Annotated in this window: 18 protein-coding genes; 4 read left to right on the forward strand and 14 right to left on the reverse strand. The window is 68.6% G+C overall.

The annotated features are described in order from the left end of the window. Nucleotides 1-89: 89 nt before the first annotated feature. Nucleotides 90-2,684 carry a replicative DNA helicase gene (dnaB, locus tag AB0N78_RS13200; protein ID WP_363390926.1) on the reverse strand — a complete coding sequence of 865 codons (2,595 nt, stop codon included), beginning with the start codon at nucleotides 2,682-2,684 and terminating at the stop codon, nucleotides 90-92. 281 nt (nucleotides 2,685-2,965) lie between these two features. On the opposite strand from dnaB, the gene AB0N78_RS13205 reads away from it, so the two are divergent. Beyond that, a complete protein-coding gene (locus AB0N78_RS13205; RefSeq protein WP_363390929.1) occupies nucleotides 2,966-4,309 on the forward strand; it encodes an MATE family efflux transporter in 1,344 nt (447 codons plus the stop codon). Here the strand turns inward: AB0N78_RS13205 and AB0N78_RS13210 are convergent. The 6 genes from AB0N78_RS13210 to AB0N78_RS13235 all read right to left on the reverse strand — a co-directional run bounded on the left by AB0N78_RS13210 (nucleotide 4,296) and on the right by AB0N78_RS13235 (nucleotide 8,913). Further along, nucleotides 4,296-4,529 (reverse strand): hypothetical protein, encoded by a 234-nt coding sequence (locus AB0N78_RS13210; protein WP_363390932.1) that lies wholly within the window; start codon nucleotides 4,527-4,529, stop codon nucleotides 4,296-4,298. The genes AB0N78_RS13205 and AB0N78_RS13210 overlap by 14 nt on opposite strands. 174 nt (nucleotides 4,530-4,703) lie before the next feature. Continuing rightward, complete coding sequence (rplI, locus tag AB0N78_RS13215) at nucleotides 4,704-5,153, reverse strand: 50S ribosomal protein L9 (protein WP_363390935.1); 450 nt, start codon at nucleotides 5,151-5,153, stop codon at nucleotides 4,704-4,706. A 14-nt stretch (nucleotides 5,154-5,167) separates the two neighbouring features. Beyond that, on the reverse strand, nucleotides 5,168-5,404 hold the full coding sequence (rpsR, locus tag AB0N78_RS13220; RefSeq protein WP_013772910.1) for a 30S ribosomal protein S18: 237 nt from the start codon (nucleotides 5,402-5,404) through the stop codon (nucleotides 5,168-5,170). Between the two features lie 93 nt (nucleotides 5,405-5,497). Further along, nucleotides 5,498-6,025 (reverse strand): single-stranded DNA-binding protein, encoded by a 528-nt coding sequence (locus AB0N78_RS13225; protein ID WP_363390939.1) that lies wholly within the window; start codon nucleotides 6,023-6,025, stop codon nucleotides 5,498-5,500. Nucleotides 6,026-6,086: 61 nt separating this feature from the next. Next, nucleotides 6,087-6,380, reverse strand: a complete 294-nt coding sequence (gene rpsF, locus AB0N78_RS13230; protein ID WP_363390942.1) for a 30S ribosomal protein S6 — start codon at nucleotides 6,378-6,380, stop codon at nucleotides 6,087-6,089. Nucleotides 6,381-6,522: 142 nt separating this feature from the next. Further along, a complete protein-coding gene (locus AB0N78_RS13235; RefSeq protein ID WP_363390945.1) occupies nucleotides 6,523-8,913 on the reverse strand; it encodes a transglycosylase domain-containing protein in 2,391 nt (796 codons plus the stop codon). Nucleotides 8,914-9,150: 237 nt separating this feature from the next. Here AB0N78_RS13235 and AB0N78_RS13240 point away from each other — a divergent pair, with 237 nt between their 5' ends. Together AB0N78_RS13240 and AB0N78_RS13245 are read left to right on the forward strand one after the other, a co-directional pair. Then, nucleotides 9,151-9,798 (forward strand): PadR family transcriptional regulator, encoded by a 648-nt coding sequence (locus AB0N78_RS13240; RefSeq protein WP_363390948.1) that lies wholly within the window; start codon nucleotides 9,151-9,153, stop codon nucleotides 9,796-9,798. Beyond that, nucleotides 9,795-10,889, forward strand: a complete 1,095-nt coding sequence (locus AB0N78_RS13245; RefSeq protein WP_363390951.1) for an inositol-3-phosphate synthase — start codon at nucleotides 9,795-9,797, stop codon at nucleotides 10,887-10,889. Before AB0N78_RS13240 ends, AB0N78_RS13245 begins: the two co-directional genes overlap by 4 nt. A 269-nt stretch (nucleotides 10,890-11,158) precedes the next feature. Here AB0N78_RS13245 and AB0N78_RS13250 read toward each other — a convergent pair whose 3' ends face one another. From AB0N78_RS13250 to AB0N78_RS13280, 7 genes are all read right to left on the reverse strand, one after another. After that, nucleotides 11,159-12,208, reverse strand: coding sequence for a hypothetical protein (locus AB0N78_RS13250; RefSeq protein ID WP_363390954.1), 1,050 nt, complete (start codon nucleotides 12,206-12,208; stop codon nucleotides 11,159-11,161). Further along, nucleotides 12,208-12,996 (reverse strand): signal peptidase I, encoded by a 789-nt coding sequence (locus tag AB0N78_RS13255; RefSeq protein WP_363390957.1) that lies wholly within the window; start codon nucleotides 12,994-12,996, stop codon nucleotides 12,208-12,210. Before AB0N78_RS13255 ends, AB0N78_RS13250 begins: the two co-directional genes overlap by 1 nt. Nucleotides 12,997-13,074: 78 nt before the next feature. Further along, nucleotides 13,075-13,821 (reverse strand): alternate-type signal peptide domain-containing protein, encoded by a 747-nt coding sequence (locus AB0N78_RS13260; RefSeq protein WP_363390960.1) that lies wholly within the window; start codon nucleotides 13,819-13,821, stop codon nucleotides 13,075-13,077. Nucleotides 13,822-13,860: 39 nt separating this feature from the next. After that, entirely contained in the window at nucleotides 13,861-14,787 is a 927-nt protein-coding gene (locus tag AB0N78_RS13265) for a hypothetical protein (protein WP_363390963.1), read from the reverse strand. After that, on the reverse strand, nucleotides 14,784-15,431 hold the full coding sequence (locus AB0N78_RS13270) for a hypothetical protein (RefSeq protein ID WP_363390966.1): 648 nt from the start codon (nucleotides 15,429-15,431) through the stop codon (nucleotides 14,784-14,786). Before AB0N78_RS13270 ends, AB0N78_RS13265 begins: the two co-directional genes overlap by 4 nt. Beyond that, nucleotides 15,428-18,388 (reverse strand): hypothetical protein, encoded by a 2,961-nt coding sequence (locus AB0N78_RS13275; protein ID WP_363390969.1) that lies wholly within the window; start codon nucleotides 18,386-18,388, stop codon nucleotides 15,428-15,430. Before AB0N78_RS13275 ends, AB0N78_RS13270 begins: the two co-directional genes overlap by 4 nt. 269 nt (nucleotides 18,389-18,657) lie before the next feature. Further along, complete coding sequence (locus AB0N78_RS13280; RefSeq protein ID WP_363390971.1) at nucleotides 18,658-21,528, reverse strand: hypothetical protein; 2,871 nt, start codon at nucleotides 21,526-21,528, stop codon at nucleotides 18,658-18,660. Nucleotides 21,529-21,855: 327 nt separating this feature from the next. On the opposite strand from AB0N78_RS13280, the gene AB0N78_RS13285 reads away from it, so the two are divergent. Beyond that, on the forward strand, nucleotides 21,856-23,139 hold the full coding sequence (locus AB0N78_RS13285) for an MFS transporter (RefSeq protein WP_363390974.1): 1,284 nt from the start codon (nucleotides 21,856-21,858) through the stop codon (nucleotides 23,137-23,139). Nucleotides 23,140-23,223 lie beyond the last annotated feature (84 nt).

The following is a 23,223-nucleotide window of genomic DNA, read 5'->3' on the forward strand; positions in this document are numbered from 1 at the left end:
GGAAGACACGCTCGGCCGCCTTCCTGCCCAGGTCGGTCAATGGCTCCCACTCCGCGTCGGCGTCGAGGAGGCAGATCCGCAAGAATGCCCTACGCCTGCATATCCACGAACCGCGAGTAGTGCCCCTGGAACGCCACCGTGATCGTGTCCGTCGGACCGTTACGGTGCTTCGCCACGATCAGGTCCGCCTCCCCCGCACGCGGCGACTCCCGCTCGTAGGCGTCCTCGCGGTGCAGCAGGATCACCATGTCGGCGTCCTGCTCGATGGACCCAGATTCACGCAGGTCGCTCATCTGCGGCTTCTTGTCACCACGCTGCTCGGGGCCACGGTTCAGCTGGGAGAGGGCGATCACCGGCACCTCCAGCTCCTTGGCGAGCAGCTTGAGCGCACGGGAGAACTCGGAGACCTCCTGCTGGCGGGATTCGACGCGCTTGCCGGAGCTCATCAGCTGGAGGTAGTCGATCATCACCAGTTTGAGGTCGTGCTTCTGCTTGAGCCGTCGGCACTTGGCGCGGATCTCCATCAGCGACATGTTGGGCGAGTCGTCGATGAACAGCGGTGCCTCGGAGATCCGGCCCATCGTGCTGGCCAGCTTCTGCCAGTCCTCGTCGCCCATCTGACCGGTGCGCATCTTCTGCAGCGCGATCCGGGCCTCGGCGGCGAGCAGTCGCATGGTGATCTCGTTGCGGCTCATCTCCAGGGAGAAAACGACCGACGCCATGTTGTGGTGGATGCTCGCGGCTCGGATCATGTCGATGCCGAGGGTGGAGTTGTGCGTGGGGACGAAGCTCTCCGACGCCAGGTACAGGTGCGAGGCGTGGTCGATCTCCACGCAGCGGACCGGCACCGAGTCGATGGGGGTCACCGACTCGATCATCCGCTGGCGCAGCCGCGCGGTGCTCGGGCGACGACGGTCCTTGTGGACGAGGCGCTTACGTTCCAGGGCGAAGACGTCGTCATCAGTGGTGAAGGTGAGCGTGTAGCAGATCGAACTCTCCGGCGTGCGACCCCGCACGACGCGGGTCGACCACCCGGTGCGGTAACCCAGGGAGTGCACAAGCTCCCGGATGTCCTCTGCGAGACGTCGGTTGGTCACCGCGATCTGCGGGCTGCCCGTGGGGTTGACGGTCCCGTCGGTGTCCAACAGTCCCGCGAGCAGGGCACGGCGCTGCTGCTCAGACGCTCGGAGGTACGCGACCGGAATGTGCTTGTTCCCGAATACGCCCAGCGAACGCAGGCGGCCCGCCACCGACCCGTTGGCCCGGTGGCATTCCTGGCAGCGGCGGCCACCACTGGACGGGGCGCCACAGTCCTGGCACTGGGGCACGACGGTCAGGTCGGCGGGGCCGGTGAGCTTGCCCCCGCAGGATCGTCCACAGGTCCGCACCTGGCTGCGCTGCGGAACGAAGGGCGCGCCGCAGACCGCGCACTCGCGCGCCTCGACCGTCGGCTCCTCGGGCAGCTTGATCGAATAGAGCCGGGCCGAGCCGTCACGGTGACTGAGCTGGGACTCGGTGACGTACCCCAGCCCCTCGATCATCATCGCGATCTCCGGGTCCACCGAGGTGAATCGCGCCGACGTGCTGTGGCCGTCCCCCAACCAGACACCGAGCACGTACGGATCGATCGGCAGGTCCGCATCCGGCAGCAGCAGCGGCGCGGCGGTCCGCACGGCGTGGTTGGAGCGGCGGTCGGCGGTGGGGCAGCGCAGCGTGGCGGCGATCTCCTCCGTGGTCCGGATGCCGGTCTTCCCGGTCAGGGCACGCCGTTCGGCACGGGTCGCGGTCTCCCACTCGTGCCAGGCGTCGGCGACGATCTGCGTGCCGTCGTCGAACCGGACCAGGTAGCAGGGCCGGTCGGTCATCACGTCAGTGGTGGCGACGACGGTGGTGGGGGTGCCGTCGGCGGCGATCAACTGGTCACCGACCTGGACCTCCCCCATGGTCGTCCACCCGGTCGGCGTCGGGAGGGGGGTGTCCAGCGCGAGCGCCTTCCCGATGGCCGGCCGCGCCGCGATGATGATCATCTGCCCCGGGTGCAACCCATTGGTCAACCGGTCGAAGTCCGCGAATCCAGTGGGGACGCCGGTCATCCCGTCACCGCGATGGCCCGCGGCCTCGATCTCGTCCACGGTGCCGCCGAGCACCTCGCCGAGCCGGTGGTAGTCCTCGGTGGTGCGGCGCTCGGAGACGGCGTAGATCTCGGCCTGGGCATTGTTGACCAGCTCGTCGACGTCGCCGCCGTCGGTGGCGTAACCGATCTGGACGATCTTGGTGCCGGCCTCGACCAGACGACGCAGCACGGCACGCTCGCGCACGATCCGGGCGTAGTACCCGGCGTTGGCGGCGGTGGGCACCATGCTGATCAGAGTGTGCAGGTAGGAGACGCCGCCGATCCGGCCGATCTCACCTCGCTTGGTCAGCTCGTCGGCGATGGTGACGGCATCGGCGGGCTCACCGCGCCCATAGAGGTCGATGATGGCGTCGTAGATCGCCTCGTGCGCGGGCTTGTAGAAGTCGGCGCCGCGCACCTGCTCGACCACGTCGGCGATGGCGTCCTTGGAGATCATCATGCCGCCGAGCACGGACTGTTCGGCGTTCAGATCCTGCGGGGGTGTCCGGTCGTAGGCCCCGCCACGACCGGGGTCGGAGGGGGCCGCGTAGTCGAGTTCCTCGATGGACACTGTGGTTCTCTCCCCGCTCCGCACGCGCTGCCTGGGTACCAGGTGTACCCGGGGCCACCCACACTGCTGTGCCGAGCGCCCTCGCGAGGTTAGGTGCCTCGCCGGGGCCCGGGCAAGCGAGTCGTCCACAGCGCCTGGGGACAACGATGTGGAAGGCTGTGGACGACCCGCCCACGTTGTCCACAGTCCGTGGACACAGCTGTGGAGAACTGTGGACAGCGGGTCCGACCTGCCCCGTCTCACCGGCCCAAACGCCGTGCACCGCTGTGGACACCAGAAAGTTGACTCCGATTTCACGTTCCGGACGCCCCACGTCCACCGTTGACCGCCAGATCCTCGGCCTCGCCGTCCCCGCACTGGGCGCACTGATCGCCGAACCCCTGTTCGTCCTGGTCGACTCAGCCATCGTCGGGCGGCTGGGCACCACCGAGTTGGCCGGGTTGTCCCTGGCCTCCACGCTGCTGGTGACGGTGGTGGGTCTGTGCATCTTCCTGGCCTATGCCACCACCGCGGTGGTGGCCCGCAAGCTCGGCGCTGGCGACCGAGCCGGAGCGATGCAGACCGGGGTGGACGGGCTCTGGCTCGCTGCCGGGATCGGCGTGGTCCTAGCAGTGGTGGCGGTGATCGGGGCACCCTGGGCGGTCGCTGCACTCGGTGCCACCGGGGATGTCGCCACACAAGCCGAGCACTATCTGCGGGCCTCCGCGCCCGGACTGCCCGGCATGCTCCTGGTGCTCGCCGCCACCGGTGCGCTGCGCGGATTGCAGGACACCCGCACGCCGCTGATCGTGGCCGGGGTCGGCGCAGGCGTGAACGCACTCCTGAACGTGCTGCTGGTCTACGGCGTAGGGATGGGCATCGCGGGCTCCGGATTCGGCACGGCGCTCACCCAACTCGGGATGGGTGCGGTGTTGGTCGCCGTCGTGGTCCGGGGCGCGCGGGCGGCGGGCGCGTCTCTGCGACCGGCGCCGGGCGGGATCACCGCGGGCATCCGCACTGGCATCCCGCTGCTGGTACGCGCGCTGTCCCTGCGGGTCGCGATCCTGGTGACGGTGTGGGTGGCCACCGGTCTGGGCCCGATCGCGCTGGCGGCGCACCAGGTGGTGAACTCGCTGTGGGGCTTCGCCGCCTTCGCCCTGGACGCGCTCGCCATCGCCGCGCAGGCGTTGATCGGGCACGGACTCGGTGCCGGGGATGTGGAGCGGGTGCGTGCCATGCTGCGCCGCTCACTGACCTGGGGGGTGGGTGCTGGTGTTGTGTTGGGCGTGGTGCTCGGCACCGGCGGCTGGTGGCTGTCGGCGCTGTTCAGCACGGACCTGGACGTGCGGCATGCGATTACGGTCTCACTGGTCGTCGTCGCGGTGCTGATGCCGATGGCCGGCTGGGTGTTCGTGCTGGATGGCGTGCTGATCGGCGCGGGTGACGGCCGCTACCTGGCCTGGGTCGGGATGCTGACGTTGGTGGCGTACATCCCGTGCGCGCTGGCGGTGCACGCCTGGGCTCCGCAGGGATGGGCCGGACTTGCCTGGCTGTGGGGAGCGTTCGCCGGCGTGTTCATGCTGGCCCGGGCGGTCACCACTGGCCTGCGGGCGCGCGGCGAGGCGTGGATGGTCACCGGGGCATGACCGGGAGGGACGATTCCTCCCGGGGTACTTCCCGCTGCTTCCGGTCGCGAAGGACCCGGATCTGCGCGATCAGCGCGACCAGGATCAACAGGGTGCCCACCACGGGCATCACCACCTGAAGGGGCCCGTCCTGAGCCATGCCGATCAGGAGCCACATGCACCCCACCCCGAGGAAGGCACCCGGCTTGAGGGCGGTCCGCTTCTTGTCCTCAGTGCTCATGGCTCCACGCTAAGGATCCGGAGATCAGCACGGATCATCCCAGCGAACGAACTACCGACGACGATCCGCCACATACCGCCCAGACCATCTCCGCCCTGAGGTGGAACCTCACCCCACACAGCACAGCGCCCCGCCCCGGAATCCCGGGACGGGGCGCTGCCGCAGTGCGAAGAATCAGGCCGCGACGACCGTGACCTTCAGCTTGGCGGAGACCTCGGGGTGCAGGCGGACCTGGACCTCGTACTCACCCAGAGCCTTGATCGGCTGGGCGACCTCGATCTTGCGACGGTCGACCGACGGGCCACCGGCGGCCTTCACCGCGTCGGCGATCTCCGCGGTGGTGACGGCACCGAACAGACGCCCGCCGTTGCCGGTCTTTGCAGACACGGTGACGCCGGAGGACTGCAGGGAGTCGCGGACGGCGCGGGCGTCGTCCAGGGTCGCGATCTCACGGCTCTTGCGAGCACGGCGGATCGCGGTGACCTCCTTCTCGGCACCCTTCGACCACGGGGTCGCCAGGCGGCGCGGGATGAGGTAGTTGCGGGCGTACCCGTCCTTGACGTCGACGACGTCGCCGGGGGCACCCAGACCGGTGACCTCGTGGGTCAGGATCAGCTTGGCCATGATGGTGCTCCTTCTCAGCGAGCCGACGACGAGTAGGGCAGCAGAGCCATCTCGCGGGCGTTCTTCACGGCCCGGGCGATCGCGCGCTGCTCCTGGACGGAGACGCCGGTGACGCGGCGGGCGCGGATCTTCCCGCGGTCGGAGATGAACTTCCGCAGCAGAGCGGTGTCCTTGTAGTCGACCGACTCGATCTTCGCCGCCTTGAGCGGGTTCTGCTTCTTCTTGGGCTTCCGGACAACGGCCTTGGCCATCGTGGTGCTCCTTCTCTTGGAGCCCGGGGCGTTGCCATGCCCCGGGATGGGAGGTGAAAGGGGTGGGTGACGTCAGTCGTCACCCGGTGCGGATCAGAACGGAGGCTCGTCCGAGTAACCGCCACCGCCGCCCTGGGGGGTGGCCCACGGGTCGTCGGCGGGCTGACCGCCGCCGCCACCGTTAAAGCCGCCACCCTGCTGGCCGCCGTAGCCGCCGCCACCACCGTTGCCACCGAAGCCGCCGCCACCACCGGACCGCTGGGTCCGGGTGAGCTTGGCCGAGGCGTAACGGAGCGACGGGCCGACCTCGTCGACCTGCATCTCGTAGACGGTGCGCTTCTCGCCCTCACGGGTCTCGTAGGACCGCTGCACCAGCCGGCCCTGCACGATGACCCGGGTGCCCTTGGTCAGGGACTCGGCGACGTTCTCCGCGGCCTCACGCCAGATCGAGCAGCGCAGGAACAGCGTGTCGCCGTCCTTCCACTCGTTGCTCTGACGGTCAAAGGTGCGCGGGGTGGACGCCACGGTGAAGTTGGCCACCGCTGCTCCGGACGGCGTGAACCGCAGCTCCGGATCGGCGGTGAGGTTTCCGACCACCGTGATGACAGTGTCACCGGCCATGGGTGCTCCTCGGGTCGTGAGTGGGTGAGTTCCGTTGCACGCTATCCGCGTGCTCCGACGCTCAGGCGTCCTTGCGGAGCACCTTGGTGCGCAGGACGACCTCGTTCAGGCCGAGCTGACGGTCCAGCTCCTTGGCAGTCGCCGGGGTGGAGGAGAAGTCGACCACCGCGTAGATGCCCTCGGACTTCTTCTGGATGTCGTACGCCAGGCGACGACGGCCCCAGATGTCCACGTTGTCGACGGAGCCACCGTCGGTCTTGATGACCGACAGGTACTTGTCCAGCGACGGGGCGACGGTGCGCTCCTCGATCTCGGGGTCGAGGATGATCATCATCTCGTAGTGACGCAGGCTCATACCCACCTCCTCTGGTCTTCGCGGCCACGGTCGTTCCGTGGCAGGAGGGTTCGCACGTGACGTGCGAGCTGCGTAGCCGTGTGCTCCCGGACCATCGATGGCGACGGCGGGAAGACACAGCAGCGCACGAGTCTACCCGGTCTCAGTCGTTCGGGGCACCCGGCACCGAGGTCGGGGTCGGCATTGGCTGCGGTTCCTGGACGACCTCGGGGCCGGTGGACACCACGATGGTCACGGCGGAGCCCGGAGCGACCTGGGCACCGGGTCCCGGGTTGGTGGAGATGACCCGACCGGCGGCCACCGTCGAGGAGGACTGCTGGGTCACCTGCGGCACCAGCCCGGCGTTCGTCACCGCAGCCTGCGCGTCCCCGACGAGCGCGCCTTCCAGGCCGGAGGGCACGGCGACGGTGGTGGGCTCGACCGGCTCCTCGGGGGCCTGGGTCGGCTCCTGCGTCGGGGCCTCGGTCGCCGTCGGGGCCTGGGTGGGTCCGACATTGGCCGCGGGCGGGAAGCTCAGCTCCTCGGCGTACTGCGGCAACGTGAACACCTGCTCCATGTAGGACGCCCACAGCGCGGCCGGCCAGGTCGATCCGGTGACCTCGCGGACCCCACCCCACGGGGTGATCGTCGCCCGGTCGGAGCCGTTCTCGCCCACCTGGCTCATCGCCACAGCGGTGACCACATTCGGGGTGAAGCCCATGAACCACGCCGAGCGGTTGTCATTGGAGGTACCGGTCTTCCCGGCGATCTCCCGGCCCAGCGGCTTGACCCAGGTCCGCCCGGAACCCTGCTCGACCACCTGGGTCATCGCATAGGTGGCGTCGGCGGCCACGGAGGCGTCGTAGACCGTGGTCGCCGGTCCCTGGCCGCTGTAGGCGATGTCACCGTCCGGGTAGACCGCCTCGCGCACCATGTAGGACGCGTGGTGCTGCCCCTGGGCGGCCAGCGTGCCGTAGGCGTTGGCCATGTCGACCGGGCGCACGTCGTCGACACCCAGCACGTTGGAGGCCACCGAGGTCACCGGGGTGGTGATGCCGGAGTCGGTCGCCACCTGGGCGGTCTTCTCCGGACCGACCTCCAGGTTGAGCTGGGCGTACACGGTGTTCACCGACTGCGCGGTCGCCTTGACCAGGTCGACGTTCCCGTAGCTGCTCCCGCCGAAGTTGTTGACCGCGTTGCCGTCCCACCCGTCGATGGTCTGCGGGCTGTTCCCGTTGTACCGACTGGTGAGGGGGATGCCCTCCTCCAGGGCGGCGATCAACGTGAACGGCTTGAACGTCGATCCGGCCTGCACCGGGTAGGTCGCGCGGTTGTACTGGTCGGCCAAGAAGTCCTCGCCGCCGTACATGGACACAATCGCGCCGGTGGCCGGGTCGGTGGTGACCACACCGATCTTGAGCGCGGCATCCGGGGCCTCACCGTCGGAGAGCTCACCGCTGCGCAGCCGGGCCACCGCGTCGACGGCCATCTGCTGCACGCTCGGGTCGATGGTGGTGGTGATGGTCAGGCCACCGGAGCTGATCTGCTCATCGGTGATGCCGGCGGCGGTGAGCTCGGCCTTCACGTACTGCAACAGGTAGCCGTTGGTGCCGCCGTAGGTGTCCGACCGCTCGAAGGGGACCACCGCCGGGAACTCCAGCGCGTCCCGGTCGGCCTGGGTGAGATACCCGTCCTCCACCATGTGGCCGAGCACGTACTCCCAACGCTGCTGCGCCTTCTCCGGGCTAACTGCCGGGTCCCAGTTGTTCGGCGAGGGGATGATCCCCGCCAGCATGGCGGCCTCGGCGACGGTCAGCTCCGCGGCGGAGTGCCCGAAGTAGGCCTGCGCGGCGGCGTCGATGCCGTAAGAGTCCCGGCCGAAGTAGATGGTATTGAGGTAGCGACCGAGGATCTGCTCCTTGGTCTCGCTCTGCGCGATCTTGATCGCTAGCAGCGTCTCCTTGGCCTTGCCCAGGTAGGAGGTGGTGGTCGATCCGACGTAGTAGCGCTCGACGTACTGCTGGGTCAGCGTCGACCCGCCCTGCGTCTTGCCACCGGTCAGGTTGTTGATCAGCGCGCGGCCCATGCCGGTGATCGACACACCCTGGTTCTCAAAGAACGTCCGGTCCTCCGCGGCGACCACGGCCTGCCCGACATACTCGGGCAACGCCCCATAGTCGACCAGGTTGCGGTTCGGACCGGGGAACGAGCCCATCTCCGTGGTGCCGTCGGAGTAGTAGACGGTGCTGGTCTGCGCCTCGACGAACTCGTCTGGGTCCGGCACGTCGACCAGCGCGTAGGCCGCCACCCCGATGCCCAGGCACAGGAAGATGAAGCCGGTGATCGTCCCGACCACGAACCGCCAGGACGGCAGCCACCGGTGCAGGCCGGTGTACCCGCGCCGGGGGTAGTCGATCAGGCGACGACGACCGCCCTCGCGGGCGGCGGTCGAGCCCTTGCCGCTGTTGCCCTTGCCGGAGGTCGAGGACGACGTGGTCCGGCGCGCGCCGGAGGAGCCCGTCGAGCCGGTCGACCGTCGGTTCGTGCTTGCCACGGTGTTGCCTTCCTGTCTGCCTGGACCGCCGTGAGGGGACGCCGGGCCCGAATCAGTATGCGCGAGCGCCTTCTGCCGACCGAGCGGGCTGCCCGATTCCCACGATGACCTTCACCCGATCACCACGGGTCGACGCGCGGCGACGGGGAGTCCTTGCCCGGATCATCCCGGTCCCTTACTCTCCTGCGATGTATCAACTCGATACATCTAGTCGACAGGCACCGCCGAGGAGGGCAGATGCGCGCACGCTCCGATGTGCTCGAGTCGGCGATCCTCGGTCTGCTGCACGACACCCCGATGCACGGCTATGAGCTGCGCAAGCGTCTGAACCTGCTGCTCGGTTCCTTCCGCGCCCTCAGCTACGGGTCGCTGTACCCGTGCCTGAAGTCGTTGGCCGCCCGGGGCTGGATCTCCGGCTCCGATGCGACCGAGGCCCCGGCGCACGCCCTGTCCGGTAAGCGGGCACGGATCGTGTACCAGCTCACCGCCGAGGGCAAGGAACAGTTCCAGACCGTGCTGGCCTCCTCCGGCCCTGCCGCCTGGGAGGACGAGACCTTCGGCTTCCGGTTCGCCTTCTTCGGGCAGACCGACGCCGAGACCCGGCTGCGCATCCTGGAGGGCCGGCGGACCCGGCTCACCGAGCGGCTGGAGATGATCCGGGACTCGCTCAGCCGCACCCGAGTGCGGATGGACGAGTACACCCTCGAGCTGCAACGCCACGGGCTCGACCAGGTCGAGCGCGAGGTCCGCTGGCTCGATGACCTCATTGACCACGAGCGCCGCAACCGCGGTGCCCGTCCCCGTGGAGGCGACCAGCAGGTCGACTCCCGCACGACCGCCGCGGGTGCTGACCCAGCGGCTCAACCTCAGAAGGAGCGAGGATGACTGCCATCCGCGTTGCGATCGCCGGTGTGGGCAACTGCGCCTCGTCGCTTGTCCAGGGCGTGCACTACTACGCCGACGCCGACCCGGCGGGCAAGGTCCCGGGTCTGATGCACGTGCAGTTCGGCGACTACCACGTCTCCGACCTGGAGTTCGTCGCGGCGTTCGATGTGGACGCGAAGAAGGTCGGCTTCGACCTGTCCGAGGCGATCCTGGCCTCGGAGAACAACACCATCAAGATCACCGACGTGCCGCCGCTGGGCGTCACCGTGCAGCGTGGCCCGACCCTGGACGGTGTGGGCAAGTACTACGCGCAGACCATCACCGAGTCCGACGCCGAGCCGGTCGACGTGGTCCAGGCGCTCAAGGACGCGAAGGTCGACGTGCTGGTGTCCTACCTGCCGGTGGGCTCCGAGGAGGCCGACAAGTTCTACGCGCAGGCCGCCATCGACGCGGGCGTGGCCTTTGTGAACGCCCTTCCGGTGTTCATCGCCTCCGACCCGGTCTGGGCCAAGAAGTTCGAGGACGCCGGTGTCCCGATCGTCGGTGACGACATCAAGTCCCAGGTCGGCGCGACCATCACCCACCGGGTGCTGGCCCGCCTGTTCGAGGACCGCGGCGTCATCCTGGACCGCACGTACCAGCTGAACGTCGGCGGCAACATGGACTTCAAGAACATGCTCGAGCGCGAGCGCCTGGAGTCAAAGAAGATCTCCAAGACGCAGGCCGTCACCTCCAACCTGCACGACGGCCCGCTGGCCGGCAAGAAGGACGACCGCAACGTCCACATCGGCCCGTCGGACTACGTCGCCTGGCTCGACGACCGCAAGTGGGCCTACGTCCGCCTTGAGGGTCGTGCCTTCGGTGAGGTGCCGCTGAACCTGGAGTACAAGCTCGAGGTCTGGGACTCCCCCAACTCGGCCGGCATCATCATCGACGCCGTCCGCGCCGCGAAGATCGCCAAGGACCGCGGTGTCGGTGGCCCGATCCTGTCGGCGTCGACCTACTTCATGAAGTCCCCGCCGGTGCAGCACGAGGACACCGAGGGCCGCGGCATGGTCGAGGCCTTCATCCGGGGTGACATCGAGCGCTGACCGAAGCGCAGCCCCAGGTGAGGCCGAGCGTCAGCGAGGTCCCGCCTGGGGCGGAGCGCAGGTCAGCACGAGTGGCAAGCACTGAGCGCTGACCGAAGCGCAGCCCCAGGTGAGGCCGAGCGTCAGCGGGGTCCCGCCTGGGGCGGAACCCCGGTCAGCGCGAGCAGCAACCACAAGAGCGCTTCGGCGTGAGCACAGTCTGACCCCACCCGCAGTGAAAGGCCCCGCCACCGGTGACCGGTGGCGGGGCCTTTGCGTGGTGCAGCGGGTCAGTCACTCCCGGGGGCTGGCTGACAGTCCGCGCACTGCACCCGTCGGGGCGCATCCCCGCCGCGGCGCACGGTCCACTCCTCACCGCGCCCAATGCGGCGGCCACAGTCGTCGCAGCGTCGGCGCCGGGCAACGGCTACGAGCAGCCAGCCGACCAGCAGGAGCCCGACCACGAGCAGGGCGGCACCCGCGACCTGTGCACCGGTGATCGCGAGGTCGGGCAGGGCGACCAGGGCCGGGGGCGCACTGGGCGTGTCCCCCCTCATCCGAGCTTGCAGCTGGAAGTGCAGGGCGGTGGAGTCCACGGTGATGTCGGACCGGTGACCGTCGACGTCGACCGGCATCAGGAAGCCCACCGTGATCCGGGCGGTCGCGTGCCGGGGGACCACGACCTCGGCGATGGTGGGGCTGCCCTGAGCCAGGAGGGTCGCGAAGGTGTCCGTGCCAGCGACTCCGGCCACATTCCAGAACAGATCGATGGCCTCGCTGAAATCGGGGTTGGTCGTGCCCTCGGGGACGGTCTGGGACAGCAGGAGGTTGACGGTCATCACCGCGTCAGCGGGGCCCTCGTTGACCAGGGTGAGGGTGCGCTCCACCCGGTCACCGGGAGACGCGACGCGGTCACCGACAAAGTCCGCCTCGACGGTGGTGTAGTGATTCCCGGTCCAGTCGACGTGCACCGTCGGGCCGTCCCACTGCGCTCCGATCACGTCGGGAAGCTCGTTCGGGTCGCCAGCAGTGCCGACCGGGGCTGCCTGCCCTGCCTGAGTCGCACGATCAGCGACCGCCGGGGCCCCCGCGCCGCCCGAGGGCGCGGACACTCGGGCAGCGTCATCACCGGTGGCGTCGACGCCACCGCTGCCCGTGGTCGCCCCAGTGATCGGGGTGAGTCCGACGGCGCTGAGCACGCCGGTGCCGAGGAACAGGAGCATCGCCGCGATGACCCAGGCCACGGTGCGGCCGCGACTGGACAGCGCGCCATCGTCGTAGCGCAGGACCTGGGGCGCGGAACCGTCGCCGGTGGGGATCACGAGAGTGCGAGCGGCCATCAGACGTTCTCCTGCTCGGGAAGTCCGGCGGTGCGCTGAGCGAAGGCCAGCTCCCGCTCACGGAGGGCAAGTTCGCGCTCGCGAAGATCGAGCTCACGGGCCAGCAGATCACGGTGGACCGGAAGGGCGGGCTCGGTGGTCGGGTGCGATGCGGCGGGGATGTCGACGTCCGGCGTGCCACCCGTGGTCGGCACGGCGAGCACGCGGGTCTGCGGTCGACGGATCGTGGACCACAGTCCCCAGCCGATCAGGGCGACCGCGGCGGCGATCATCAAGGGCTGGATGTGGTCCCCGGCCCACTGCCGGAGCCAGCCGAGCTTGGGGATGCCATAGAGCAGTACTCCGCGGACCTGCTCGGGAGAGATCGGGTCGTCCACGGCGCTGTTGGCGTCTCCCTGAGTCACGAGACGGCAGCGGGTGCCGTCGTCGAAGGTGCCGATGGTCTTGCCGACCACCCGGTGGCTGATCAGCGTCGGGTCGTCGGGCTTGGGGAAGTAGGTGATGACGTCGTTGATCGCGATCTCAGCGCACACGTCCGCACTGTCGACCCCGCGCACCACGAGGACGTCCCCGGGGGCGAAGGTCGGCTCCATCGAGCCGCTGAGCACGGTCAACGAGGTCCCGCCGGTGACCTTGGGGACCACGACCAATGCGGCGATCAGGGCGACCAGCAACACGGCGATCGCGGAGCTGACCGCCTGACCGGCGATTCGCCACGGCGAGTCGTACCAGGCGCGGCGCACCCGGACCGCGGGGCGGCGGCCGGTGACGGCAGTGCGACGGGACACGGGTACTCCTTTCTGGACGACGGGGTGGGGTGCGGGGGCGGTGGAGTCGATCCACCGCCCCCGCGGTTCAGCGCCGGATCACGGAGCCGGCGTCGGCACCACGAACTGGGCGCCGGTGTCGCGCACCTGCTCCAGCTTCACGGTCAGGTTCGCCAGGGTGTCGGCGACGGTGACCTGGTCCCGCGTGGCGGTGGCGGCGTCGAAGGTGCCGTAGACCACGACGGTGAAGTCCTCGGTGGTGTTGGCCATCGAGTACACGGTCGTACCGTTGGCGTCCTCGGCACCGGCGGCCTGGCCGGTGGCCGGGGCGGACAGGTACAGCAGGCTGGCACCAGCAGTGGTGGGCAGCGCCTTCTCCGCCACCACCAGGGTGTCCTCCTTGTAGATCTCGTAGGTGTAGGTCATCCCGGTGTTCGCCAGGGTGTTGGCCTCGGCACCGTCCAGGGTCAGCTTGCCGACCAGGTTGTCGCCCTCGAGGGTGACGTCGGCGCTGAAGGACGCGGCGACCTTGTCACCCGGGACGATCCGCCAGTCGGCGACGCTGGTGATCGCGTGACCCTTCTGCGAGCCGTCGGTGCCGGTCACGGTGCCGGTGGCGTCCACGCGGTCGGCGGAGACATCCCAGAACGAGGTGTCGGCGGCCTGGACGATGTTCAGGTCACCCGCCGTGACAGTGCCGCCGGTGAAGGAGCTCGAGGCGGACCACAGGGCGAAAGTCGAGCCACCGAGCAGCAGAGCCGCACCGCCGGCGACCCAGAGCAGGCCCTTGCGACGCTTCTTCTCCTCGGTGACGACGACGACCGGGGTCGGAGAGGTGGTGTTCATGTCGGTTCCTTTCGGTGTGCCCCCGAGGGAAGGGGGACATCAGGGGGTGGTGAAGACCGGCTGGTCGCCGGTCGCCACGTGGGGGTTGAGATTGGTGACGGCGGGGTCGATCGTCAGGAGCACATCCGGCTCCGCCGCGGGATCGGGATAGAGGACGGCGTTCCAGTCGTCGCTGTCCCGGGACGTGGTGCCATCCATGGCAAGTGCTTCCACCCACGCTCGGTTGGCGTAGCTGCCGATCGGGTCGAGGGTCCGCGGGAAAGCGACCGCGGACCGCCACTCGTCGATTCCGTTACTGGAGGTCCCGTCCTCGGCGGTGGCGCGGACCTGGACCTCGTTGACGTAGAGCCCGTCGGGGTCGTCGATCCAGTCCATCGCCACGCACCACTCACGGGTGATCAGGTCACCGGAGGGGTTCACTCCGGCGGCCTGAACGGTGTACTCGGCCCCGTCGTAGACCAGGATGTTGCGGTCTTCCTGGCCCTCTGGGGTGGCTGGCACCACCGAGCAGTCGCCACCGGCGGCCGCCGGGTAGAGCTTGACCACCGACCCGCCCAGCACCGTGTTGTGCTCGGCGAAGCCACCGGACAGGTCGTGGGTGGACCCGTCGTCGTGAATCTGGGACGTGACCGAGATGTGCGCGACAAGACCGGTGATACCCATCGCGGCACCGGTCATCCGGAACCGCCAGAACACCGGTTCCGGGTCGGGCCCCGGCTGGTCGAGCACGCGGACGATCTGCGAGCCCGGCAGCGTCAGCGTGACCGCCTCCCCGGCGATGGAGTCCACCCGGGTGCTGGTGTCATAGCCCGCCTGCGCGGCGAAGCTCACGCCACCGGTCCGCATCGACGGCTGCAACGGCTGCAGATTGTCCGACCACAGGGCGTTGGCGATCAGACCGCCGGCCAGGACGAGGGCTGCCGCGGCGATCACCGAGCGGCTCGAGCGACGTCCTGTCCTGCTCATGCGCCGCCTCCGAACCCGTCGCCTTCGCGGACCTGCTGGAGCTCGACCAGCACCTCACCGGTGTTCCACAGCCCGGCGGCGGTGACCGGCTCGCCCTGCGCCCAGGCGTAGTCGCCGAGCACGTCGACCCGGATCACGACGGTCCAGTCCTCGGTGGTTCCAGGGCTGCTCCCGGTCAGGCCGGGGACGACGACGGTGCTGCCCAGTGGTGCCTCACCGGTGCGGGGTGCGACCTGGGTGCCCTCGGCATCCAGCACCACGAATCCGACCTCGACCCGCCCGGCCTCGACATCCGCCGCGAGGTTGTCAGGATCGGCGAACCGGACGCTCATGCCGCCGACGATGTTGTCCCCGTACAGGGTCGTGGACACCGGCTGCACGAACTCGATCACGTCGCCCGGCATCGTGAACATGTCATCGGGGGCGGTGCTGCTGACGACTCCGGTCCTCGGGGAATCGACACCCGGGGTGACCTGTCGCCACGTGGTCGTCCCGCTGTCCAGCACCAGGTCACCCGCCGTGACCTGGCCACCTCGGAAGCCCGCGTCCGACGCCCAGAGCGCCAGCGTTCCGCCGAGCAGCAAGGCGGCAATGATGAGGGTGGCGGCCAGCGGCGGCACCCACCGGTGCGCAGTGGCGGTCATGAGGAGCCGCCTGCCGTGGTGTCGGTGGGCGTCAGCACCGCGCACGCAGAGAACTTCTGCGATGCGCCGATGGCCAGATTGCTGACAGCGCCGATCAGACCGTCGGTGCCCAGGCGGGTGTCAGAGTCGGTCACCGCGATGTCGGACAGCGTGGTGGCCCAGTCATCAGCGGAAATGTTGGTGACGGTGTAGACCCAGCACACCGCTTGAGCGTCCATCAGGCGCTCACCGGTCAACGCGGGGGTGCCGGTGGACTCGATCGACTGCGGCGAGGAGGTGTCGGTGACGCCGACGTACGCCCGCTTGGTGATCTCGATCGTCGGGTCCGTGCTGAACAGGTATGGCCGCACCGACGGCACCACCAGACCGTCATAAGCTTCGTCCGCGGAACTGACGGTGTGACTGATCAGCACCGGAGTGTTGGCGGCCACCTCACCGGCTGCCGCGGTCACCGTGATCGGCGCGGTGGATTCGCCTCCCACCCCAATCACCGGGGCGGTGGTGGACAGGACGACCCCGTGGTCAACCCCGGACTGGTCCAGCGTGCTGGTGAAGGTCAGCTCGGCCGAGGGAGCCGGGGCACCGGGGCGGACACTGAGCACGTAGTCCTTCCCGTTCGGCTCACCGGTGACGAGCGTGAACTTCGGCGGGCTCGCGACCAGCGGGTTGGTGAAGGTGATCTGGTTGTCGGTGCTGGTCGCGGGGAGCGTGTTGCTCAACCCGAAGTCGGACAGCACGGTGTCGGCCCCGAGGGACGCAGTCACCGTCGCCGAGTCATCAACCCGGACGATCACCACGAATTCGGTGTTCTCCGTGCCGGGCACCGGGGTCACCGAGATGGCCCGCGGGTTGAGGCGAGCGGCGTCGATGGTGTCGGCGGTGGCGACGGCGGTCAGGGTGAGGTCGTCCACGGTGAGGCTGGTCGGGTCCAACGGCATGGACGAGCGCACCGTGAAGGACAGGTCGCGGGCCACGGTCGGGTCGTTTTGGTTGTCCGACTGATCGATGGTCAGCGTCGGCTGGCAGGTGCCGTCGATCAGCGCCACCCGGGAGTACTGCGAGGACGCAGTGGTCGCGCTCGCGTTGGGGTCCTGCGTCTGCAACCGAAGCCCACCAGAGACCGCACCCGTCACCGGGTCGACCGGCAGCGTCGCGCCAGCAGGCAGATGCGCCAAGCGTGGGTCGCCGGGCAGCGGCAGCTTCACGGACAGAGTCGTCCGCTCATTGGCTGTCACCGGGACCGCCTCCAGGAACACCTCCGCGCTCTTGCCGGCAGTCCAGTAGACGTCGAGCGTCGCCGGGACCACGGGATACCGGGCCGCACCGATGTCGGTGACGTTGGCGGGGTCGCTGGGCGGGGCGACCTCCATGTCGATGGTGCAGCGCTGCGCGGTGAGCGGCGCCGACTGCACGTTCATGCTGGTGCGAGCGGTGGGAAACCAGGTGTTCATCTTGCCGTTGGCACCGTACGACCAGTTGTTCACCATGGCAGTCGTGTACGCACCGCTGGTCAGACCCTCCTCGATGACCGTGTTGGCCGGGGTTCCGGTATCGGTGCCGAAGGTGTTCTGCCGCATGGTGACCGAGCCGGTCTGGTACATCCGGACCGTCGATCGATCGCTGTGATCACTCCACCCGTCGAAGTGGTTCTTCTCGATCACCAGACCAGAGGAGGTGACGTTCACGGCGTCCGAGTACGGGCCGTCCCAGTAGATCGCCTGCATCTGCACGGCGGAGGCGAGGAAGGTGTTGCCTGTGATGAGCCCCGCGCCGGTCAGCGATCGGTTTCCCGGCAGCCGGATCATGCCGTTCATCTCTTCATTGCCGGCTTCGACACTGGTGAAGAGGTTGTCCGCGATGGTGAACGAGCCGACGGTGGCACCCGATCCGGCCGCACCGAAGTCGATCAACGAGTCAGCGGTGTAAACGAGCGGGTTGGTGATGGTGTTGCCCGACCAGTTCATCGAGAGCAGCGTCGATCCACGCGCGTCGAGCAGTCGGTTGTTCCGGTCACCCGCCCGGTTGAAGTCGGTCACGGTGTTGTTGGTGAAGGTCAGGTCGAGGACGTACTGGTTACGCATCGACAGCGGCGATGACGAGCACCCGGCCGCGGTCGTCGCATTGCACGCGCCGGAGGCACCGGCGGTGTAGCGCACGTTGTCGATGGTCAAGTGCTGGAGCGGCTGGGCCGCGCTGGTGCCGTCCACGAAGCCCCAGCCGTCGTAGGACTCCGAGGTCGCGTAGCCGGAGACCTCGTAATCGCGCACGACGATCTCCTTCGCGCCGCCCCGGACCACCAGGAATCGCTCCGGGTTGGCGTTGGGTGTGGCGATCGCACCGTCCCGGATGGTCACGCGCTCGGCACTCGGGCCGACGTAGAACGTGGTCTCCCCGGTGTAGGTCTGGTCGACACCGATCAACTCGATGTCCGGCCCGTTCAGGTAGAACGCCGCAGCCCCTGGCCCGTCGAGAGTGGTCACAGGCGCAGCGGTGACCTTGTGCTCGAGGTCGATGATCACCGGAGCTGTCACCTCGAAGACAGCGCCGCTGTCACCAGCGATCGTGCCGCCGGTGGTGACCGACGCGGTTCGCATCCAGGTCGAGTTCACCGCCGTGAGGTCGATTCGCCCACCGGCGAAGGTCGGGTCGACGCCGATCCGGACCTCCCCCGCGGCGCGGTTGAGGGTGTTGGACTCCTGGATCGCCGCCCGGAGCGTGCACTCACCCGCAGCGGTGGCGCATGTCCCGTCACCGGGGGTGGCGTCCGCGTCGCTCGCCAGAGAGTTGACCAGGAACTCGATCTGCGGAGTCGCGCTCTGTGCGGCGGTGATCCCGGTGGCGGCCAGGGCGACAGCCGCCAGCGCGGCAGTTGCGGAGCGGCCCCACCCGCGGTGTACCCGCCGAGACGGACGCCGACGGCGGTGTCGTGGCGCAGCGAGCTCGTTGCGTTCCGTCATGACCGCCTCCTGGTAGCTGTTCTCGGACTCCTGACCTGCAACCATGCTTTCGCCTAATTCGGAGATTTCGGCGATTCGGCTGCTTGCTGGGTCACTGGAAGCTCGTAGACAAGTGCACCTAGGACAGGACTAGGTATCGCTACGCAGTCATCTAGGGGTGATCTGCTCCCTGCTAGGGGGGCGATCGAGCAGGGGCCGTGGGGGTTTGAGCCTCATGGTGGGAGGGACCAGGTGCCCATGCCGTGGAGTCCACGTGGAGCTCACGGTCATCAGGAGCCGCCAGCCGTGGTGTCCGTGGGGATCAGCACCGCACAGGCCGAGAGCTGGTGCGACTCTCCGATACCGAGCTTGGGCACGGTGCCGATCACGCCCCCCGAGCCCAAGCGGGTGTCCGAGTCCGTCACCCGAACGTCGGTCAGTTCGGTCGCCCAGTCATCGCCCGAGATATTCGTGACGGTGTACACCCAGCAGACGGCCTGACCGTCCATCAAGCGTTCACCGGTGAGCGCCGGCGTCCCGGTGGACTCGATCGAGGCGGGGCTGCTCTGGTCCCGGACGTTCACGAACGCCCGCTTGGTGATCTCGATCGTCGGATCGGTGCTGAAGAGGTGCGGGGTCACCGACGGCACCACAAGTCCGTCAAAGTTCGAGTCCGCGGAGCTGACGGTATGTGCGATGACCACCTGGGTGTTCGCGGTGACATCACCCGCCGCAGCGGTGACGGTGATCATGTCGGTGGACTCCGCCCCCACCGCCATGGTCGGAGTTGCAGTGGACAGAGCCACCCCGTGGTCGACGCCGACCTGATCGATCGTGCTGGCGAAGGTCAGCTCTGCGGCGGGCAGCGGTGCGCCGGGGCGCACGCTGATCGAGTAGTCCTTGCCCGCGGGCTCACCCGTGACCAGGGTGAACCTCTCCGGAGAGACCACCAGCGGGTTGGTGAAGGTGATCTCGTTGTCCGTGCTGGTCGCGGCGAGCGAGTTGCTCAGCCCCAGCTCTGAGACCACGGTCTGCGCACCCAGAGAGGCAGTCACCACCGCCGAGTCATCCACCCGGACGATCACCACGAACTCCGTGTGCTCCGTCCCGGGCACCGGCGTCACCGACACCACGCGCGGGTTCAGACGACCCGCGTCGATCGTGTCCGCAGTCGGCACGGCGGTCAGACCAACGTCATCGGCTGTCAAACTGCCCGGGTCCAGCGGCATGGTCGAACGCACGGTGTAGTGCAGGTCGCGAGCCACGGTCGGGTCGTTCTGGTTATCCGACTGGTCAATGGTCAGCGTCGGCTGGCAGGTGCCGTCGATCAGCGCCACCCGGGAGAACTGCGAGGACGCGACAGTCGCACCCGTGTTCGGGTCCTGCGTCTGGAGCCGGATCCCACCGGAGACCACACCGGTGACCGGATCGACCGGCTGCACCGCCCCGTCGGCCAGGTGCGCGAGACGCGGATCGCCGGGCAGCGGCAGATCGATGCTCAGCATGGTGCGCTCATTCGCCTCGACCGTGACCGACTCCAGGTACACCTCGGCGGTGCGGGAGGCGGTCCAGTACAGGTCGAGCGTCGCGGGCATCGCCGGGTAGCGGGCGGCGGTGATGTCGGCGCTGTTGGTGGGGTCGCTGGGCGGTGCCACCTCCATGTCGATGGTGCAGCGATGCGCGGTCAGTGCGCTGGCCTGGACGTTCGCACTGGTTCGGGCGGTGGGGTACCAGGTGTTCATCTTGCCGTTGGCACCGTACGACCAGTTATTCACCATCGTGGTGGCGTAGGAGCCGGAGGCCGTGCCCTCCTCCGTGACCGTGTTGGTCTGAGTGCCCGTGTCGGTGCCGAAGGTGTTCTGCCGGATGGTGACCGAGCCGGTCTGGTACATCCGGATCGTCGACCGGGACGAGTTGTCGCCCCACCCGTCGAAGTGGTTCTTCTCGATCACCAAGCCGGAGGAGGTCACGTTCACTGCATCGGAGTACGGGCCGTCCCAGTAGATCGCGTGCGTCTGCGCGTCACCGGCCAGGAAGGTGTTGCCGGTGATCAACCCCGAGCCCCCCAGCGATCTATTCGCAGGCAGCCGGATCATGCCGTTCATCTCTTCGCTGGCGGCGGTCACATTCGTGAACACGTTGTCCGCGATGGTGACGTTGCCGAGGGTGGCACCCGATCCGGCCACACCGAAGTCGATCAGCGACTCACCGCTATAGACCCGCGGGTTAGTGATGGTGTTGCCGGACCAGTTCAGGGACAGCAGCGTCGATCCCCGCGCGTCGAGCAGACGATTGTTGTTGTCACCGGCCTGGTTGAAGTCGGTGACCGTGTTGTTGGTGAAGGTCAGGTCGAGGACGAACTGGTTACGCATGTGCAGCGGGGTCGACGAGCACCCGACCGCAGTCGAGCTGTTGCAGGCCCCGGATGCACCCGCGTAGTAGCGCACGTTGTCGATCGTCAGATTCTGCAGTGGCTGACCAGTGCTGGTCCCATCCACAAAGCCCCAGCCGTTGCCGCTCTCCGAGGTGGCGTACCCGGTCACGTCGTAGTTGCGCACCGTGATCGCCGAGGCGCCGCCTCGCACCACCAGGAAGCGCTCGGCATTGGCGTTGGGGGTGGTGATCGATCCGTCCCGAATGGTGACCCGTGCCGCGGCCGGGCCGACGTAGAACGAGGTCTCGCCGGTGTAGGTGTCATCGACCCCGATCAACTCGATGTCAGGTCCGTTGAGGTAGAACGCCGCAGCGGCGGGAGCATCCAGGGTCGGGACGGGTGCCGCCGTGACCTTGTGCTCCAAGTCGATGATCACCGGAGCCGTAACCTCGAAGACCGCTCCGTTGTCCCCGGTGATCGACCCCCCGGTCGCCACTGTCGTCGTGCGCATCCACGTCGAGGTGGCGGCGGTCAGGTCGATCCGACCCCCGGCGAAGGCCGGCTCCACGCCGATCCGAATCTCCCCGGCGGCGCGATTCAACGCGTTCGACTCCTCGATCGCCGCGCGCAGTGTGCACTCACCGGACGCGTCGGCGCAGACCCCATCACCGGGAGCGGCGTCGGCGGACGTGTTCAGCGAGTTCACCAGAAACTCGATCTGCGGGGTGGCGCTCTGCGCAGCGGTCAACCCCGTGACCACCAAGGCGATGGCGGCGAGCATCACCACGGCAGCGCGGCTCCACCCAGCGGCAGGGCGCGCGCACGCACGTCGCTGGCTGTACCGGGGGCCTGCCGAATCGGCGTTGGGCGCCACGAGAGCCTCCTGTGAAGTCGCCTGAGCTGATGGATTTCGAGCGTTGACCGCTCACCCTCGATCTCGTAGGGACCGTGTACCGCCCAGGGGAATCCCTGCCCGCTGTCACGTAACCCGAACGCCCCCACTGAGTGAGCGCACGCAGACCGTGGGTGGCTCACCTCACCGATCCGGGTGCGTGCACGTGGCCTCGATGCGCTGAACGGGGAATCGGGATCGCGACCCGTTACCCTGACCGCCGTGCAGGTGGTCTCCGATCTGAAGCAGCTCTGGCCCCTGGTGGACTTCCGGAAGCTGCTGGTGGTCCGCCTGACGAGTCAGTGCTCCGACGGCCTGTTCCAGGCCGGACTGGCGACCTTGTTCTTCTTCTCCCCGGAGAACGCCACCACCGCCACCGGGGTCGCCGCCGCGTTCGCGGTGCTGCTGCTGCCCTTCACCATCGTCGGGCCCTGGGCCGGAGTGTTCCTCGACCGCTGGCGACGCCAACGCGTGCTGCTGATCGGCAACCTGATCCGGGCAGTGCTCGCCGTGGTGATCGGCACGATCATCCTCACCGTCGGTGTGAACCCGGTGGTCTACGTGCTGGCGCTGGTCACCCTGTCCGTGAACCGGTTCCTGCTGTCCGCGATGTCTGCATCCCAGCCCCGCGTGGTCGCCGGTGAGCTGTTGCTGACCGCCAACTCGATCACCCCCACCCTCGGCACCCTGTGCAACGGGCTGGGCACCGGCATCGGGCTCGGCCTGGGACTGCTCCTGCCGCAGACCACCACCCGTGACTTCGTCATCCTGCTGGCCGCCGCCATCGTGATGATCGGTGCCTCACTGTTGGCCGGGCGCATCGCCCCCGACCGTCTGGGCCCGGACGCCCTGGTCGACGCCCGGCAGATCCGACAGCAGCTGAGCACCCTGGCCCGTGGACTGGCCGACGGTGCCCGCTACCTGGTCCGCCGCGGCACCCCCGGACGCGCGCTGGCCGTGATGACCGTGCACCGGTTTCTCTACGGCGTGGTGTTCATCGCCAGCATCCTGATCGCCCGCAACCTGCTCGCCGACCCGTCCAACGCCAACCAGGGCCTGGTCAACTTCGGGCTGATCGGCGCGATGACCGGCATCGGCTTCGGACTGGCCATCGTCGTCACCCCGGTGGTCTCCCCCCTGATCGGCCCGCACCGGTGGATCACCGTCTGCATGCTGCTGGCCGCCGCCACCCAACTGCTGCTGGTCTTCACCGTCGCCTGGCCCGCCGTGCTCGCCGGGTCGCTGCTGCTCGGGCTCGCCGCGCAGGGTGCCAAGATCGCCGTGGACACCATCGTGCAACGCGACACCGCCGACGAGTTCCGCGGCCGAGCGTTCTCGCTCTACGACGTGCTGTACAACGCGGCCTTCGTGGGCGCGGCGGCGCTGGCGGCGTTCACCCTGCCGGACACCGGGTGGTCACCGGTGACGTTCGCGGCGCTGGCGGCGGTGTACCTCGCGGCGGGGCTGGTCTACCGCACCCGGGCGACGGAGCCGGCGGCGGTCTGACACCCGCCCGACCCGCGGGCACTCCGCCCGGCCCGGCCGCACCCCGCCCGGCCCGAGTTCGGACCTTCCACGCCACCCGAGAGC

This window comes from Cellulomonas sp. NPDC089187, from assembly GCF_040685135.1.
Taxonomy (GTDB): domain Bacteria; phylum Actinomycetota; class Actinomycetes; order Actinomycetales; family Cellulomonadaceae; genus Cellulomonas.